General features: G+C 57.3%; 17 protein-coding genes and 2 pseudogenes. 17 read left to right on the top strand and 2 right to left on the bottom strand.

The genetic code is table 11. The features are described from left to right. The first annotated feature begins 180 nt into the window (after positions 1-180). The 4 genes and pseudogenes from fliD to amyA all read left to right on the top strand — a co-directional run bounded on the left by fliD (position 181) and on the right by amyA (position 3990). Positions 181-1592: pseudogene (fliD, locus tag ACOTX7_RS13915) on the top strand (flagellar filament capping protein FliD). A gap of 30 nt (positions 1593-1622) precedes the next feature. Beyond that, on the top strand, positions 1623-2033 hold the full coding sequence (gene fliS, locus ACOTX7_RS13910; RefSeq protein ID WP_047063139.1) for a flagellar export chaperone FliS: 411 nt from the start codon (positions 1623-1625) through the stop codon (positions 2031-2033). Then, entirely contained in the window at positions 2033-2404 is a 372-nt protein-coding gene (gene fliT, locus ACOTX7_RS13905) for a flagella biosynthesis regulatory protein FliT (RefSeq protein WP_006811148.1), read from the top strand. Before fliS ends, fliT begins: the two co-directional genes overlap by 1 nt. A gap of 98 nt (positions 2405-2502) precedes the next feature. Further along, complete coding sequence (gene amyA / locus ACOTX7_RS13900; protein WP_047353390.1) at positions 2503-3990, top strand: alpha-amylase; 1488 nt, start codon at positions 2503-2505, stop codon at positions 3988-3990. Between the two features lie 101 nt (positions 3991-4091). Here the strand turns inward: amyA and yedD are convergent, their stop codons facing one another. Both yedD and fliE read right to left on the bottom strand, forming a co-directional pair. Continuing rightward, the gene (gene yedD / locus ACOTX7_RS13895; protein ID WP_003859613.1) at positions 4092-4505 is read right to left on the bottom strand and encodes a lipoprotein YedD; all 414 of its coding nucleotides are present in this window, start codon (positions 4503-4505) and stop codon (positions 4092-4094) included. Positions 4506-4579: 74 nt separating this feature from the next. Continuing rightward, positions 4580-4894, bottom strand: a complete 315-nt coding sequence (gene fliE, locus ACOTX7_RS13890; protein ID WP_047353395.1) for a flagellar hook-basal body complex protein FliE — start codon at positions 4892-4894, stop codon at positions 4580-4582. A gap of 228 nt (positions 4895-5122) precedes the next feature. On the opposite strand from fliE, the gene fliF reads away from it, so the two are divergent. The 13 genes and pseudogenes from fliF to fliR all read left to right on the top strand — a co-directional run. Continuing rightward, positions 5123-6805 carry a flagellar basal-body MS-ring/collar protein FliF gene (gene fliF, locus ACOTX7_RS13885; RefSeq protein ID WP_006811152.1) on the top strand — a complete coding sequence of 561 codons (1683 nt, stop codon included), beginning with the start codon at positions 5123-5125 and terminating at the stop codon, positions 6803-6805. Beyond that, positions 6798-7796: a flagellar motor switch protein FliG gene (gene fliG, locus ACOTX7_RS13880; protein WP_003859608.1), complete on the top strand. Its 999-nt coding sequence runs from the start codon at positions 6798-6800 to the stop codon at positions 7794-7796. Before fliF ends, fliG begins: the two co-directional genes overlap by 8 nt. Continuing rightward, positions 7789-8496 (top strand): flagellar assembly protein FliH, encoded by a 708-nt coding sequence (gene fliH, locus ACOTX7_RS13875; RefSeq protein ID WP_221256181.1) that lies wholly within the window; start codon positions 7789-7791, stop codon positions 8494-8496. The genes fliG and fliH overlap by 8 nt, the downstream gene beginning before the upstream one ends. Further along, positions 8496-9866: a flagellar protein export ATPase FliI gene (fliI, locus tag ACOTX7_RS13870; protein ID WP_006811154.1), complete on the top strand. Its 1371-nt coding sequence runs from the start codon at positions 8496-8498 to the stop codon at positions 9864-9866. The genes fliH and fliI overlap by 1 nt, the downstream gene beginning before the upstream one ends. A gap of 21 nt (positions 9867-9887) precedes the next feature. Then, positions 9888-10331: a flagellar export protein FliJ gene (gene fliJ, locus ACOTX7_RS13865; RefSeq protein WP_006811155.1), complete on the top strand. Its 444-nt coding sequence runs from the start codon at positions 9888-9890 to the stop codon at positions 10329-10331. After that, positions 10328-11545 carry a flagellar hook length control protein FliK gene (fliK, locus tag ACOTX7_RS13860; RefSeq protein WP_221812936.1) on the top strand — a complete coding sequence of 406 codons (1218 nt, stop codon included), beginning with the start codon at positions 10328-10330 and terminating at the stop codon, positions 11543-11545. Before fliJ ends, fliK begins: the two co-directional genes overlap by 4 nt. A gap of 106 nt (positions 11546-11651) precedes the next feature. Next, the gene (gene fliL, locus ACOTX7_RS13855; protein ID WP_006811157.1) at positions 11652-12122 is read left to right on the top strand and encodes a flagellar basal body-associated protein FliL; all 471 of its coding nucleotides are present in this window, start codon (positions 11652-11654) and stop codon (positions 12120-12122) included. Between the two features lie 4 nt (positions 12123-12126). After that, complete coding sequence (gene fliM / locus ACOTX7_RS13850; RefSeq protein WP_006811158.1) at positions 12127-13131, top strand: flagellar motor switch protein FliM; 1005 nt, start codon at positions 12127-12129, stop codon at positions 13129-13131. Next, positions 13128-13541, top strand: coding sequence for a flagellar motor switch protein FliN (fliN, locus tag ACOTX7_RS13845; protein WP_003859592.1), 414 nt, complete (start codon positions 13128-13130; stop codon positions 13539-13541). The genes fliM and fliN overlap by 4 nt, the downstream gene beginning before the upstream one ends. 2 nt (positions 13542-13543) lie before the next feature. Continuing rightward, on the top strand, positions 13544-13918 hold the full coding sequence (gene fliO / locus ACOTX7_RS13840) for a flagellar biosynthetic protein FliO (protein WP_006811159.1): 375 nt from the start codon (positions 13544-13546) through the stop codon (positions 13916-13918). Beyond that, entirely contained in the window at positions 13918-14655 is a 738-nt protein-coding gene (fliP, locus tag ACOTX7_RS13835) for a flagellar type III secretion system pore protein FliP (RefSeq protein ID WP_221256183.1), read from the top strand. Before fliO ends, fliP begins: the two co-directional genes overlap by 1 nt. Positions 14656-14665: 10 nt before the next feature. Next, positions 14666-14935, top strand: a complete 270-nt coding sequence (gene fliQ, locus ACOTX7_RS13830) for a flagellar biosynthesis protein FliQ (RefSeq protein ID WP_003859587.1) — start codon at positions 14666-14668, stop codon at positions 14933-14935. 6 nt (positions 14936-14941) lie between these two features. Then, positions 14942-15734: pseudogene (fliR, locus tag ACOTX7_RS13825) on the top strand (flagellar biosynthetic protein FliR); the annotation flags it as partial. Positions 15735-15974: the final 240 nt, after the last annotated feature.

Below are 15974 nucleotides of genomic sequence, written 5' to 3'. Positions count from 1 at the left end.
GGTCCAAACCAACCTTTAGTTATTTTTTCAGGATCGCGTTAATTTTTTTAGCCACGGAAAAGCTCTTCTCTATTACCGTTATTCCTGCCATTAAAAAAAAGAAATTAACCGTAAACTTTCCCCCATAAAGGCCGATAACCCCACTATTCGTTCTACGTGTCGATAGATTAAGGAATAAATATGGCAAGTATTTCATCATTGGGGATTGGTTCGGGTCTTAAGTTAGCAGACATTCTGGATAGTCTGACCACGGCCGAAAAAGCACAGCTGACGCCAATTTCCAAACAACAGACATCGTATACCGCCAAGCTGAGCGCTTACGGCACGTTGAAAAGTTCACTGGAAGCGTTTCAGACCGCCAACACCGCGCTGAATAAAGCCGACCTGTTTACAGCGACCAGCACGTCGAGCAGTACCACGGCATTCAGCGCCACCACTACCGGCAGCGCGATTGCCGGTAAATACACCATCAGCGTGTCGCAGCTGGCGCAGGCGCAAACCCTGACGACCAAAAACGCGCAGCCGGATACCAAAACGGCCATTGCCACCGCTGACAGCAAGATCACCTTTACCGCCGGTAACGGTAAAGATCCGGTGACCGTCGATATCAGCGCGGCAAACTCCTCGCTGACCGGCATTCGCGATGCGATTAACAAAGCTGACGCCGGCGTGACCGCCAGTATTATTAACGTCGGTAATGGTCAGTACCGTCTGTCAATCACCTCCACCGAAACCGGGGCGGACAACGCGGTCAGCATCAGCGTGAGCGGCGACAGCGCCCTGCAATCCTTTATGGGTTACAACGGCGCCAGCACCGACGCCAGCAACGGCATGACAGAAAGCGTCACCGCGCAGAACGCCAAGCTGAAGGTGAATAACGTCGATATCGAAAACGCAGCAACACCATCAGCGATGCGCTGGAAGATATCACCCTGAACCTGAATGACGTCACCACCGGTAACCAGACGCTGACGATCGCTAAAGATACATCGAAAGCGGAAACGGCGATGAAAGCCTGGGTGGATGCCTACAACACCCTTCAGGACAGTTTTGCATCATTAACCAAATATACGGCGGTTGATGCGGGTACAGATGCGCAGGATTCCAGCAACGGTGCCCTGCTCGGAGACAGTACGCTGCGTACTATCCAGACGCAGCTGAAAACCATGCTGGGCAACTCCGTCGGCGGAACCGCCTATAAAACGCTGTCTCAGGTCGGCATTACCTCCGATCCAAGCACGGGCAAGCTGGAGCTGGACAACGACAAGCTGAAAAAAACGCTGACGGAGAACCCGTCTGCCGTGAAAGATCTGGTTGTGGGTGACGGTAAAACCACCGGGATCACCACCACCATGGCTACGCATCTGACTGACTGGCTTTCCAGTAAAGGCATTATCCAGGCGGCCAAAGATGGCGTCAGCAAAACGCTGAACAAATTAACGGATCAATACAACGCCGTGAGCGAACGTATTGACGCCAGAGTGGCGCAGTACAAAGCCCAGTTTACCCAGCTGGACGTACTGATGACCTCGCTGAACAACACCAGCAGCTACCTGACGCAGCAGTTCGAAAATACGTCCAGCAACAAGTAGTAAACGCTAATCAGACCCGAGGGGGATAACATGTACGGCGCAAAAGGCACGCAAGCCTACGCAAAGATAGAAGTTGAAAGCGCGGTGATGAGCGCCAGCCAGCAGCAGCTGGTTATCATGCTATTTGATGGAGCCCTCAGCGCGCTGGTACGCGCGCGTCTGTTCCTGGCAGACGGTAATATCCCGGCAAAAGGGCTGGCGCTCTCAAAAGCCATCAACATTATCGAAAACGGGCTGAAGGTTGGCCTGGTGGAAAATAACGGTGATGAGCTTACGCAAAACCTGATTGCCCTTTATGCCTATATGGTACGTCGCCTCCTGCACGCCAACGTGAATAACGACGCCAGCGCCATCGAAGAGGTGGAAACCTTGCTGCGCAATATCGCTGACGGGTGGAAGGAGGTTGCCGGTACGCCACAACTGATGCAGGACGCCGTCTAATGAGTAACGCACCGCAACTTTATGCCCTTTATCAGCAACTCCTTGAGCAGAGCCAGTTGATGTTGCGACTGGCCCGGCAGGGACTATGGGATGATCTGATCATCTGTGAAACCGACTATGTTAATGCGGTGCACTCACTGGCTCGTCTCACTCAGGAAAGTGAACCTTCGATGCAGATTCAGGAACAGCTTCGCCCGACGCTGCGGGTGATCCTGGACAACGAAGGCCAGGTAAAAACGTTGCTGCAAGCCAGAATGGATGAGCTGGCGAAGCTGGTTGGGCAATCGTCCATCCAGAAAACCGTTCTCTCCACCTACGGTAACCAGGGCGGTCATGTCCTGGTTCCGCAAAGTAATAGCGATATCAATTAGCCATTTAACTGGCGTGCGAGCGTTAACCGTTTCGTTCGCCAGGCATTTCTGCCAAACCTGCTCCATACTTGAGTTTCGCGACCTCATGGAGATGGTGCATGCGCAACCCAACACTTTTACAGTGCTTTCACTGGTACTACCCCACTGGCGGTGAATTGTGGCGAGAAGTCACGGCATTAGCCCCCAATCTGAACGAAATCGGCATCAATATGGTCTGGTTACCGCCAGCGTACAAAGGGGCATCCGGCGGCTATTCCGTCGGGTATGACTCTTATGATCTTTTCGACCTCGGTGAGTTTGACCAGAAAGGCAGCGTCGCCACCAAATACGGCGATAAAGCCCAGCTGTTGGAGGCCATCAACGCCTTAAAAAGCAACCAGATTGCGGTGCTTCTGGACGTGGTGGTCAACCATAAAATGGGCGCCGATGAAAAGGAACCCGTTCGCGTGCAGCGCGTGGATGCTCAGGATCGCACTCAAATCAGCGATGAGATCATCGAATGTGAAGCCTGGACGCGCTACACCTTCCCCGTTCGGGCCGGGCAGTATTCGCAGTTCATCTGGGATTACAAATGCTTCAGCGGTATCGACCACATTGAGAACCCCAATGAGGACGGTATCTTCAAAATCGTGAACGACTACACCGGCGAAGGCTGGAACGATCAGGTCGACGATGAGATGGGCAATTTCGATTACCTGATGGGTGAAAATATCGATTTTCGCAACCATGCGGTGACGGAGGAGATCAAATACTGGGCACGCTGGGTGATGGAGCAAACCCACTGCGACGGCTTCCGCCTGGACGCGGTAAAACACATCCCGGCCTGGTTCTACAAAGAGTGGATTGAGCATGTCCAGGAGGTGGCCCCGCAACCGCTGTTTATTGTGGCGGAATACTGGTCGCACGAAGTGGATAAATTGCAGCACTACATCAATCAGGTGGACGGCAAAACCATGCTGTTTGATGCGCCGCTGCAAATGAAATTTCACGAGGCGTCACGCCAGGGACGCGACTTCGATATGAGCCAGATTTTCACCGGTACGCTGGTGGAAGCCGATCCGTTCCATGCCGTGACGCTGGTTGCCAATCATGACACCCAGCCCTTGCAGGCGCTGGAAGCCCCGGTTGAAGCCTGGTTCAAACCGCTGGCCTATGCGCTCATCCTGCTGCGTGAAAACGGCGTGCCAAGCGTGTTCTACCCGGATCTTTTTGGCGCGAGCTATGACGACACCGGCGGGGATGGCGAGACGTATCACATTGATATGCCGGTGATTGAACAGCTCCATGAGCTGATCCTCGCCCGGCAGCGTTTTGCCCACGGCGTGCAAACCCTCTTTTTCGATCATCCAAACTGCATTGCGTTCAGCCGCAGCGGGACTGAGGATCATCCGGGCTGTGTGGTGGTGCTGTCGAATGGGGATGATGGCGAAAAGACCATCTGCCTCGGAGAGAATTACGGCAATAAAACCTGGCGGGATTTTTTAGGCAATCGTGAGGAAACCGTCACCACGGCGGCGGATGGCGAAGGGACGTTCTTCTGTAACGGGGGAAGCGTCAGCGTATGGGTGATTGAGGACGCGCTGTAGTGCGGGAAGAGTGCGGCCTGATGCCCTCACCCCGGCCCTCTCCCACAGGGAGAGGGAGCAAACCCTAAAACGGCAATATGATTGCCGTTTTGCTTTTACCGCTACGGAAGCTTACTCTCCAGCGGATTCTTGCTCAGGTAATCTGCGCACTCCACCGTTGGACGGTCAACCTTGTACAGTTCCATACCGTCATACTCCAGCGCCGCCCCGTCACGCTCCAGCGGATAGACATCCAGCTTGCGCGTCACGTTATAATAATCATCTGAACGCAGCATGATCTTACCCGGCACCGCGATAACGCGCTGCCACTGACGGCAGTCCAGCGTGTCCCCCTCTGGCGTCACCACCAGCGTGGCGATCGCCTCCGGGCTGACCATCGCGCTCTGCGGCCCTTTCGACTGCCAGTAACCAGCCAGTTGCGAAGGTACCGGGTGCTTAATCACTTCCTGATAGTTATCGACCTGAACACATCCCGCTAACGTCAGCATCGCAGCCACAATTGCTACTTTTTTCATCATCTTTCCTGCATGCGAAGAAAAAAATATTGTGGCATTAAAGCCATCAGGCTGCCAGCGTAAGATTGGAAGGTTTACACCTGCATCCCCATCACTTCCTGGTATGCCGACACCAACTTGTTACGCACCTGCAATCCCATCTGCAATGACACCGACGCTTTTTGCAGATCGGCCATCACATCGTTGAGCGCCACGCCGGGTTCACCGAGGGTAAATTTCTCAGCCTGGGTACGGGCCGCGTTTTGCTTGTCGCTGATCCGGTCCAGCGCCGCATGCAGTTGACCGGCGAAGCTAACGCCCGGCGGCTGGTCAGCCACGCTCTGATTACGGGCGGTCATCGCCGTTGCCTGTAACTGACTGAGTACCCCTTCAATGCCCTGTATAGCCATGACTCTCCCCTGAATGGTTTTTTACGAGGTCAAGACTAACAGCTTGTCAATAAGATAATGGCGGTAAATAGCGTTAAAAAACCAGGTTATTTGACGCATAGAAAATCCCGAATCATCAAATAATGGCAGGGCCATCAGTATGGAACTTTTGTCGTGTTTGCCGACCCGGGAGTCAGTTTTGTTTCTCTACACGAATAACGTAAACCACCAGGATTTAAGAGGTGCGCAATGAGTGCGACAGCAGCATCGACAGCGCCACAGAATAAATCACTCGAGTGGATGAACCGCCTTCGCGCCAACCCTAAAATCCCGTTGATTGTGGCAGGCGCTGCCGCCATTGCGATCGTTGTCGCGATGGTCTTATGGGCAAAAAGCCCGGATTACCGCACGCTCTACAGCAACCTTTCCGACCAGGATGGCGGCGCCATCGTCACCCAGTTGACCCAGATGAACATCCCGTATCGCTTTGCCGATAACGGTGGTGCGCTCGAAGTGCCCGCCGATAAAGTGCACGAGCTGCGCCTGCGTCTCGCCCAGCAGGGGCTGCCGAAAGGCGGCGCGGTGGGGTTTGAACTGCTGGATCAGGAAAAATTCGGCATCAGTCAGTTCAGCGAGCAGGTTAACTACCAGCGCGCGCTGGAAGGTGAGCTGGCCCGTACGATTGAAACCTTAGGCCCGGTGAAAAGTGCCCGTGTGCACCTGGCGATGCCTAAGCCGTCCCTATTTGTCCGCGAACAAAAGTCCCCTTCTGCCTCTGTGACCGTTAACCTCGAACCTGGCCGTGCGCTGGATGAAGGGCAGATCAGCGCCGTCACGCACCTGGTCTCCAGTGCGGTAGCCGGTCTGCCGCCGGGTAACGTCACGCTGGTGGATCAGAGTGGGCATCTGCTCACGCAGTCCAACACCGCCGGGCGCGATCTCAACGACGCCCAGCTGAAATATGCCGCCGACGTGGAAGGCCGTCTCCAGCGCCGCATCGAAGCGATTCTCGGCCCGGTGGTCGGCAACAGCAACGTGCACGCGCAGGTCACCGCGCAGATTGATTTCTCGAATAAAGAACAGACCGAAGAGCAGTACGCCCCGAACGGGGATGCCGCTCGCGCTGTGTTACGCTCGCGTCAGATCAATGAGACGGAACAGGTCGGCGGCCAGTATCCTGGCGGTGTGCCGGGTGCGCTCTCTAACCAGCCTGCGCCTGCCAACGCCGCGCCAATCTCCACGCCACCGGCCAATCCGCAGAACGGTCAGCAAGCGAATCAGCAGACGACCTCGACCGCGAACAGTACCGGCCCGCGCAACAGCAGCCGTAACGAAACGACCAACTACGAAGTCGACCGCACTATCCGCCATACCAAACTGAACACAGGCGATATTGAACGTCTCTCTGTGGCCGTGGTGGTGAACTACAAAACGCTGCCGGACGGTAAACCGCTGCCGCTCACGGCGGAGCAGATGAAGCAGATCGAGAATTTGACCCGCGAAGCGATGGGCTTCTCTGAAAAACGTGGCGATACCCTCAACGTTGTGAACTCACCGTTCAACCCGGTAGATGAAAGCGGTGGCGAACTGCCGTTCTGGCAACAGCAGGCCTTCTTCGATCAGCTGATGTCCGCAGGCCGCTGGTTGCTGGTGCTGATTGTCGCCTGGCTGCTGTGGCGTAAGGGTGTTCGTCCTCAGCTACAGCGCCGTGCTGAAGCCGAGAAAGCCGCGCTGGAACAGAAGAACGCGCGTCCGGACGAGGAAGAAGCGGTCGAAGTTCGTCTCAGCAAAGATGAACAGATGCAGCAGCGTCGTGCTAACCAGCGCATGGGTGCAGAGGTGATGAGCCAGCGCATTCGCGAAATGTCAGATAACGATCCGCGCGTCGTCGCGCTGGTCATCCGCGGTTGGATGGGTAACGAACATGAGTAATACGCTTACAGGCACCGATAAGAGCGTCATCCTGCTGATGACCATTGGCGAAGATCGCGCGGCGGAGGTGTTTAAACACCTCTCCCAGCGAGAAGTGCAGATCCTCAGCGCGGCGATGGCCAACGTGCGCCAGATCTCCAACAAGCAGCTGACCGAAGTGCTGGCGGAGTTTGAGCAGGAAGCCGAACAGTTTGCGGCGCTCAACGTCAACGCCAACGAATACCTGCGCTCCGTGCTGGTTAAGGCGCTGGGCGAAGAGCGCGCCGCCAGCCTGCTGGAAGATATTCTCGAAACGCGCGACACCGCCAGCGGGATCGAAACGCTCAACTTTATGGAGCCGCAAAGCGCCGCGGATCTTATTCGCGACGAGCACCCGCAGATTATCGCCACCATTCTGGTCCACCTCAAACGGGGCCAGGCAGCGGATATTCTGGCGCTGTTCGACGAGCGCCTGCGCCACGACGTGATGCTGCGTATCGCCACCTTCGGCGGCGTCCAGCCAGCCGCGCTGGCGGAACTGACCGAAGTGCTGAACAACCTGCTCGACGGCCAGAACCTCAAGCGCAGCAAAATGGGCGGCGTGAGAACGGCGGCGGAAATCATCAACCTGATGAAAACGCAGCAGGAAGAGGCGGTTATTACGGCGGTACGCGAGTTCGACGGCGAACTGGCACAAAAAATTATCGACGAGATGTTCCTGTTCGAAAACCTGGTCGAAGTGGACGACCGCAGCATCCAGCGCCTGCTCCAGGAGGTGGATTCGGAGTCCCTGCTTATCGCCCTCAAAGGTGCCGAACAGCCGCTGCGCGAGAAGTTCCTGCGCAACATGTCCCAGCGTGCGGCCGATATCCTGCGCGACGACCTCGCCAACCGTGGCCCGGTGCGTTTGTCTCAGGTGGAGAACGAACAGAAAGCCATCCTGCTTATTGTTCGTCGTCTGGCGGAAACCGGCGAGATGGTGATTGGCAGCGGAGACGACACCTATGTCTGATGAACTGTCGTGGAAGCGCTGGACGCCTGACGACCTCTCCCCTCCCACCGCAGAGTTCACCCCTGCCATTGTGTCGTCCGACGAGGACGACACCGGGGCGGGCGTACTCGAGCTGAGTGAAGAGGAACAGCGCGCCCAGATGCTGGCCCAGATGCAAATGCAGGCGCACGAGCAGGGCTTCAACGCCGGGATGAATGAAGGCCGTCAGGCTGGCCACGCGCAGGGTTATCAGGAAGGGCTGGCGCAAGGCTTAGAGCAGGGCATCGAGCAGGCGCGCCAGCAGCAGGCGCCGCTGCATGCCCGTATGCAGCAGCTGGTGAGCGAGTTTCAGCACACGCTGGATGCGCTGGACAGCGTGATTGCCTCGCGCCTGATGCAGATGGCGCTGGAGGCGGCCCGCCAGGTGATCGGCCAGACGCCGGTGGTGGATAACGCCGCGCTGATTAAGCAGATCCAGGGCCTGCTCCAGCAGGAGCCGCTGTTCGGCGGCAAACCGCAGCTGCGCGTTCATCCTGACGATTTGCAGCGCGTGGAAGAGAGCCTCGGCGCGACGCTGAGCCTGCACGGCTGGCGGCTGCGCGGTGACCCGTCGCTCCATCACGGGGGCTGTAAAGTCTCCGCGGATGAAGGCGATCTGGATGCCAGCGTCGCGACCCGCTGGCAGGAACTGTGCCGTCTGGCGGCACCGGGAGTCGTCTGATGACCGCTCGCCTGACGCGCTGGCTTAATACGCTCGACAATTTTGAAACGAAGATGGCCCAGCTGCCATCCGTTCGTCGTTATGGACGCCTGACGCGCGCCACCGGTCTGGTCCTGGAAGCCACGGGGTTGCAACTTCCGCTCGGCGCCACCTGCGTGATTGAGCGTCAGGACGGGGCCGACACGCGTGAAGTGGAAAGCGAAGTGGTCGGGTTTAACGGTCAGCGCCTGTTCCTGATGCCCCTTGAAGAAGTGGAAGGGATTTTGCCCGGTGCCCGCGTCTACGCGAAAAACATCAGCGGCGACGGCCTGCAAAGCGGCAAACAGCTACCGCTCGGTCCGGCGCTGCTGGGCCGCGTGCTGGACGGCAGCGGCAAACCGCTCGATGGCCTGCCCTCCCCTGACACCACCGAAACCGGCGCGCTGATCACCCAACCCTTTAACCCGCTGCAACGCACGCCAATTGAGCATGTACTGGATACCGGCGTGCGGCCAATTAACGCCCTGCTCACCGTGGGACGCGGCCAGCGTATGGGGCTGTTTGCCGGTTCCGGCGTGGGTAAATCCGTTCTGCTCGGCATGATGGCGCGTTACACCCAGGCGGACGTTATCGTGGTCGGCCTGATCGGTGAGCGTGGTCGCGAGGTCAAAGATTTCATCGAAAATATTCTCGGTGCAGAGGGCCGCGCCCGGTCAGTGGTGATCGCCGCGCCTGCGGACGTGTCGCCGCTGCTGCGTATGCAGGGTGCCGCATATGCCACGCGTATTGCAGAAGATTTCCGTGACCGGGGCCAGCACGTGCTGCTGATCATGGATTCCCTGACCCGCTACGCGATGGCGCAGCGTGAGATTGCGCTGGCCATCGGCGAGCCGCCCGCGACCAAAGGTTACCCACCGTCGGTCTTCGCCAAACTGCCCGCGCTGGTGGAACGCGCGGGGAACGGCATCAGCGGCGGAGGCTCGATCACCGCATTCTATACGGTCCTGACCGAAGGCGATGACCAGCAGGATCCGATTGCCGACTCCGCGCGTGCGATCCTCGACGGCCATATCGTGCTGTCGCGCCGTCTGGCCGAAGCCGGGCACTACCCGGCGATTGATATTGAAGCGTCGATCAGCCGTGCGATGACGGCTCTGATCACCGAGCAGCACTACGCCCGCGTGCGTAACTTCAAACAACTGCTCTCCAGCTTCCAGCGCAACCGCGATCTGGTGAGCGTCGGGGCGTATGCCAAAGGCAGCGACCCGATGCTCGATAAAGCGATTGCTCTCTGGCCGCAGCTGGAGGCATTTCTGCAACAGGGTATTTTTGAACGCGCCGACTGGGAAGATTCTCTCCAGGCACTGGAGCTGATTTTCCCGCAGGTGTAACACAGGTGGAGGGCGAAGGTCATGGCGCAGAACAGCGCGTTATCAACGCTGAAAGATCTGGCTGAAAAAGAAGTTGATGATGCCGCATTGCAGCTTGGCGCAATGCGACGCGGGTGCCAGCAGGCTGAAGAACAGTTGAAAATGTTAATCGACTATCAGCATGAATATCGCACCAACCTTAACACCGACATGACGCAGGGCATTGGTAGCCAGCGCTGGATTAACTATCAGCAGTTTATCCAGACGCTGGAAAAGGCGATTGAGCAGCATCGCCAGCAGCTCAACCAGTGGACGCAAAAAGTCGATACCGCGCTCAATTTCTGGCGCGAGAAAAAACAGCGGTTGCAGGCCTGGCAAACCTTACAGGACCGGCAGATTGCCGCTTCGACCCTGGCGGAAAACCGTCTGGATCAGAAAAAAATGGATGAGTTTGCCCAGCGCGCATCAATGAGGAAACCAGAATGATCACACTGCAACAACTGCTGATGACCGACAGCGACCCGTCCGGTGGCACGCTGACCGGAAAAGGCGCTGAAGGCGCGCAAGATTTTCTCTCTCTGCTGGCGGGCGCACTGACCGAGACCACCGGCAAAGGCAAAGATGCCCCGCTGACGCTGGCCGATCTGAAAGCCGCGGGCAGCAAGCTGTCGACTGCGGCGAAGGAAAAAAACGGTGATACCACGCTCCAGGCGAAAATCGCCGAACTGCTCTCCCGTCAGGAGACGCTGACCGGGGAAGATACCGCCGTCGCCCTGCAAAGCCTCGTCTCCGGCCTGAAACCCGCAGCGAATACGGATGCGCTGAAGGCACTTACCCAGCCGGACGCGAAAGCAAACCGCGAGACCACGACTGAAGAAGAGGAGCTGGCCGGGTTAAGCGCGCTGATGGCGATGTTACCGCACCAGCAGACTACCACCCCGGTAGCGGCGCAGCCTGCGAGCACCGGGGAGATCGCCCCCCGTAGCGCCCTCCCTTCAGCGCTCACCCAGACGGACAACGGCCAGCAGCCTCCGCTTAGCCATGCGTTAACGGGTCAGGAAAAAATGCCGGTTCAGGACGGCGACACGTCGCTGCCCGCCACGGCATCCGCCGTAACGCCAGCCGTCGCCGCCGTCGCGGAGAAGCAGGACGTAGTGAGCACGGCGTCGTCGGTCGCCAGCCCAACCGCAACGCTGGCCCCGATCGTCAGCCACCTGGCGCCCTCCCAGCCTGCCGCTACCGTTGCCACAGCACCGGTGTTAAGCCAGCCGCTGGGTACGCATGAATGGCAGCAGAATCTGAGCCAGCACATCACTCTGTTCACCAGACAGGGACAACAAACCGCGGAGCTGCGTCTGCACCCGGAGGATCTGGGGCAGGTGCAAATTTCGCTTAAGCTGGATGACAACCAGGCGCAGTTGCAGATGGTTTCGCCCCACAGCCACGTCCGTGCGGCGCTGGAAGCGGCCCTGCCGATCCTGCGTACGCAGCTTGCGGAAAACGGCATTCAGCTTTCCCAAAGCAGCGTCAGCAGCGAGGGCTTTGCCGGGCAACAACAGTCCTCATCCGGACAGCAACAGCACGCTTCGCGCTCCGGCCAGCCTGGCGGGTTTAACGATGAGAGCGAAGAGTTATTGCCCACCCCTGCCGCCCTGCAATCCGCCGCGCGCGGCAGCCGTGCCGTAGACATCTTTGCCTAAACGCCAGAGGTAACGTGATTATCCCCGTCTTTTCCACGCTTTGACCTAAGCCGGACACGGGATAATCACCGTATTAAGCTGTACCGAAACAGGAAGCTCGTATCAGATGACAGACTCCGCTATCACCAAAAAAAGCAAGCGTTCCATCTGGATCCCGCTGCTGGTGTTGATTACCCTCGCGGCCTGCGCCACCGCAGGCTACAGTTACTGGCGTATGCAGCAGGAGCCCTCCAGCGCGGCCGCCAAAGCTGAAGCGCCGCCTCCACCGGCACCGGTCTTCTACCCGCTGGATACGTTCACCGTGAACCTGGGCGACGCGGATCGTGTGCTTTACGTGGGCATTACGCTGCGTCTGAAAGATGAAGCGACCCGTGCACGTCTGAACGACTACCTGCCAGAAGTGCGTAGCCGTCTGCTGCTGCTGTTTTCTCGTCAGGACGCCTCCACGCTCGCCACCGATGTGGGCAAGCAAAAGCTGGTCGATGCCATAAAACAGACCCTGGCGACCCCGCTGGTCAATGGCCAACCTAAGCAGGAAGTCACTGACGTTCTGTATACAGCCTTCATTCTGCGGTAACGACATGGGCGACAGTATTCTTTCTCAGGCAGAAATCGATGCGCTGCTCAACGGCGACAGCGATAAGAGTGACGATCCGAAACCGGGTCTGACCGGCGACGACAATATTCGTCCCTACGATCCCAATACCCAGCGTCGCGTGGTGCGCGAGCGTTTACAGGCGCTGGAGATCATCAACGAACGTTTTGCCCGACAGTTCCGCATGGGGCTGTTTAACCTGCTGCGTCGTAGCCCGGATATCACCGTCGGTGCGATCCGCATTCAGCCGTATCATGAGTTTGCCCGCAACCTGCCGGTGCCAACCAACCTTAACCTGATCCATCTGAAACCGCTGCGTGGCACCGGTCTGGTGGTGTTCTCGCCAAGCCTGGTGTTCATCGCAGTGGATAACCTGTTCGGTGGCGATGGCCGTTTCCCGACCAAAGTGGAAGGCCGTGAGTTTACCCATACCGAACAGCGCGTGATTAACCGCATGCTGAAGCTGGCGCTGGAATCTTACAGCGACGCGTGGAAAGCGATTAACCCGCTGGAAGTGGAGTACGTACGTTCCGAGATGCAGGTGAAGTTTACCAACATCACCACCTCCCCGAACGATATCGTCGTCAACACGCCGTTCCACGTCGAGATCGGCAACCTGACGGGTGAGTTCAACATCTGCCTGCCGTTCAGCATGATTGAACCGCTGCGCGAACTGCTGGTGAACCCGCCGCTGGAGAACTCACGCCATGAAGATCAGAACTGGCGTGAAAACCTGGTGCGTCAGGTACAACATTCACAGCTGGAACTGGTGGCCAACTTCGCCGACATCTCCATGCGGTTATCGCAGATCCTGAAATTACAACCCGGCGACGTTTTGCCGATAGATAAACCCGACCGCATTATTGCCCATGTGGATGGCGTACCCGTGCTGACAAGCCAGTACGGCACGATTAACGGTCAGTATGCGTTACGCGTTGAGCACTTGATCAACCCGATTTTGAATTCGCTGAATGAGGAACAGCCCAAATGAGTGACATGAACAATCCGTCCGATGAAAACAGCGGAGCACTGGACGATCTGTGGGCTGACGCGTTAAACGAGCAAAAAACGACGCCGACAAAAAGCGCGGCAGACGCGGTATTCCAGCAGTTAGGCGGCGGCGACGTCAGCGGCACGTTGCAGGACATCGACCTGATTATGGACATTCCGGTTAAGCTGACCGTTGAGCTGGGTCGCACCCGCATGACCATTAAAGAGCTGCTGCGCCTGACGCAGGGTTCCGTGGTGGCGCTTGACGGTTTAGCGGGTGAGCCGCTGGATATCCTGATCAATGGCTACCTGATTGCGCAGGGTGAGGTGGTGGTGGTGGCCGATAAATACGGCGTACGTATCACCGACATCATTACCCCTTCCGAACGTATGCGTCGTCTGAGCCGTTAAGCATGAAAACCCAGGCAACACTGTCCGCGCCCTCTGCCGTACCCGGCTCACCGCTGCTTCAGGTGAGCGGCGCGCTATTCGGTATTATTGCCTTTATCCTGATTGCCGCCTGGCTGGCAAAGCGTTTTGGTCTGGCGGGGAAAACGGCCGGTACGCGCGGGTTGAAGGTCAGCGCCAGCACCCCACTCGGGCCGCGCGAGCGCGTGGTCATTGTGGAAGTGGAAGATGCGCGACTGGTGCTGGGCGTAACCGCCTCCAGCATTAACGTCCTGCACACGCTGCCCCCTGCGCCTGCCACGGTGGAGACGACCTCCCAGGCCCCTGCGGATTTTCAGTCCGTTATGAAGAGTTTGCTCAAGCGTCCCGGGAGATCCTGATGCGCCGTTTGTTATTCCTTACGCTGGCAGGTCTGGGCCTGTTCGCGCCCTCCGTGTATGCGCAGCTGCCGGGGCTGGTTTCCACGCCGCTGGCGAACGGGGGACAAAGCTGGTCCCTGTCCGTGCAGACGCTGGTGTTCATCACCTCGCTGATCTTTATCCCGGCAATCTTACTGATGATGACCAGCTTTACCCGCATCATCATTGTGTTTGGCCTGCTGCGAAATGCGCTCGGCACGCCGTCCGCGCCACCCAATCAGGTGCTGTTGGGTTTAGCCCTGTTCCTGACCTTTTTCATTATGTCGCCAGTAATCGACAAGATTTACACCGAGGCATACCAGCCATTCAGCGAAGATAAAATTTCCATGCAGGTTGCCCTGGAAAAGGGGGCGCAGCCATTACGTGAATTTATGCTTCGCCAGACGCGCGAAGCGGATTTAGCCCTGTTTGCCCGTCTCGCTAACACGGGTGAGCTACAGGGGCCGGAAGCGGTGCCGATGCGCATTCTGCTGCCTGCATATGTCACCAGTGAGCTGAAAACGGCGTTCCAGATTGGCTTCACCATTTTCATTCCATTCCTGATTATTGACCTGGTGATCGCCAGCGTTCTGATGGCGCTCGGGATGATGATGGTCCCGCCCGCGACCATTGCCCTGCCCTTTAAGATCATGCTGTTCGTGCTGGTCGACGGCTGGCAGCTGCTGGTCAGCTCGCTGGCGCAGAGTTTCTACAGTTGAGGAGCGCGCAATGACGCCTGAGTCGGTCATGATGATGGGCACGGAGGCGATGAAAGTCGCGATTGCCGTCGCCGCGCCCCTGCTGCTGGTTGCGCTGGTCACCGGTCTGATTATCAGTATTCTCCAGGCCGCCACGCAGATTAATGAAATGACCCTGTCGTTCATCCCGAAGATCATTGCCGTCTTCGTGGCGATTATCGTTGCCGGGCCATGGATGCTCAATTTGCTGCTGGACTATATGCGTAACCTGTTCACCAACCTGCCGTACATCATCGGCTGACGGACGATGCTGCATTTCACCAGCGATCAGTTTGTTCAGTGGCTCGGGATCTATTTCTGGCCGATGCTGCGCATCATGGCGCTGATCTCCACCGCCCCCATTCTGAGTGAAAAGTCGGTGCCTAAGCGCGTCAAAATTGGGCTGGGCATTGTGATCACCATTATCGTTGCCCCTTCCCTCCCGGCGGTGGATATCCCGATCTTTTCTCCGAATGCGATCTGGATTGCCCTGCAACAGGTGATGATTGGCGTGGCGGTCGGGTTTACGATGCAGCTCGCCTTTGCGGCGGTACGAACGGCGGGGGAACTGATCGGTTTGCAGATGGGCCTGTCCTTCGCGACGTTCGTTGACCCGGGTAGCCACCTGAATATGCCCGTGCTGGCGCGCACTATCGACCTGCTGGCGATGCTGTTGTTCCTCTCGTTCAACGGCCACCTGTGGCTGATCTCTATGCTGGTGGACACTTTTCATACGCTGCCGATTGGCGACAACCCGGTCAACAGCAACGCCTTTCTGGCGCTGGTGCGGGCTGCCGGGCTGATCTTCCTCAACGGGCTGATGCTGGCGCTGCCGATCATTACCCTGCTGCTCACCGTTAACCTCGCATTAGGTTTACTCAACCGAATGGCCCCGCAGCTGTCAGTATTCGTGATTGGCTTTCCGGTGACATTGACGGTTGGGCTTTTATTAATGTCATTATTGATGCCACTTATCGCCCCCTTCTGCGAGCATTTATTCAGCGAGATATTCAATCTGTTAGCGGATATTGTCAGCGAACTTCCACGCAAATAATAACCCGCAGCGTTTGCAATGTCTTTCTGAGGATATTCCTAAAAATAATCTCGAAAAACATCTACCAGGATATATCTGACGCGGTTTAAATGTTTCTAACCACCTCACAATACTTAATATTTACTTTACTTTAAGATGATTCCTGGCAAATTATACGTAACTTTACGGGATAGTGAGTTCGCCTGAAAGTCTTTGTCATGCTCACAGGTTTTATTAGATTTTTTCCATCCCGTATGGCTGTTTATGA

The organism is Enterobacter cloacae complex sp. IR5418 (genome assembly GCF_049238105.1).
In the GTDB taxonomy this organism is placed as follows: domain Bacteria; phylum Pseudomonadota; class Gammaproteobacteria; order Enterobacterales; family Enterobacteriaceae; genus Enterobacter; species Enterobacter hormaechei.
The sequence above is the reverse complement of the archived record's forward strand: the minus strand, read 5'-3'. Positions and strand labels throughout refer to the sequence as shown.

What these genes read in the sequence shown, in the direction of transcription:
- fliS (WP_047063139.1), top strand. Translation starts at nt 1,623, where the DNA reads ATGTACGGCGCAAAAGGCACGCAAGCCTACGCAAAGATAGAAGTTGAA.
- fliT (WP_006811148.1), top strand. Translation starts at nt 2,033, where the DNA reads ATGAGTAACGCACCGCAACTTTATGCCCTTTATCAGCAACTCCTTGAG.
- amyA (WP_047353390.1), top strand. Translation starts at nt 2,503, where the DNA reads ATGCGCAACCCAACACTTTTACAGTGCTTTCACTGGTACTACCCCACT.
- yedD (WP_003859613.1), bottom strand. Translation starts at nt 4,505, where the DNA reads ATGAAAAAAGTAGCAATTGTGGCTGCGATGCTGACGTTAGCGGGATGT.
- fliE (WP_047353395.1), bottom strand. Translation starts at nt 4,894, where the DNA reads ATGGCTATACAGGGCATTGAAGGGGTACTCAGTCAGTTACAGGCAACG.
- fliF (WP_006811152.1), top strand. Translation starts at nt 5,123, where the DNA reads ATGAGTGCGACAGCAGCATCGACAGCGCCACAGAATAAATCACTCGAG.
- fliG (WP_003859608.1), top strand. Translation starts at nt 6,798, where the DNA reads ATGAGTAATACGCTTACAGGCACCGATAAGAGCGTCATCCTGCTGATG.
- fliH (WP_221256181.1), top strand. Translation starts at nt 7,789, where the DNA reads ATGTCTGATGAACTGTCGTGGAAGCGCTGGACGCCTGACGACCTCTCC.
- fliI (WP_006811154.1), top strand. Translation starts at nt 8,496, where the DNA reads ATGACCGCTCGCCTGACGCGCTGGCTTAATACGCTCGACAATTTTGAA.
- fliJ (WP_006811155.1), top strand. Translation starts at nt 9,888, where the DNA reads ATGGCGCAGAACAGCGCGTTATCAACGCTGAAAGATCTGGCTGAAAAA.
- fliK (WP_221812936.1), top strand. Translation starts at nt 10,328, where the DNA reads ATGATCACACTGCAACAACTGCTGATGACCGACAGCGACCCGTCCGGT.
- fliL (WP_006811157.1), top strand. Translation starts at nt 11,652, where the DNA reads ATGACAGACTCCGCTATCACCAAAAAAAGCAAGCGTTCCATCTGGATC.
- fliM (WP_006811158.1), top strand. Translation starts at nt 12,127, where the DNA reads ATGGGCGACAGTATTCTTTCTCAGGCAGAAATCGATGCGCTGCTCAAC.
- fliN (WP_003859592.1), top strand. Translation starts at nt 13,128, where the DNA reads ATGAGTGACATGAACAATCCGTCCGATGAAAACAGCGGAGCACTGGAC.
- fliO (WP_006811159.1), top strand. Translation starts at nt 13,544, where the DNA reads ATGAAAACCCAGGCAACACTGTCCGCGCCCTCTGCCGTACCCGGCTCA.
- fliP (WP_221256183.1), top strand. Translation starts at nt 13,918, where the DNA reads ATGCGCCGTTTGTTATTCCTTACGCTGGCAGGTCTGGGCCTGTTCGCG.
- fliQ (WP_003859587.1), top strand. Translation starts at nt 14,666, where the DNA reads ATGACGCCTGAGTCGGTCATGATGATGGGCACGGAGGCGATGAAAGTC.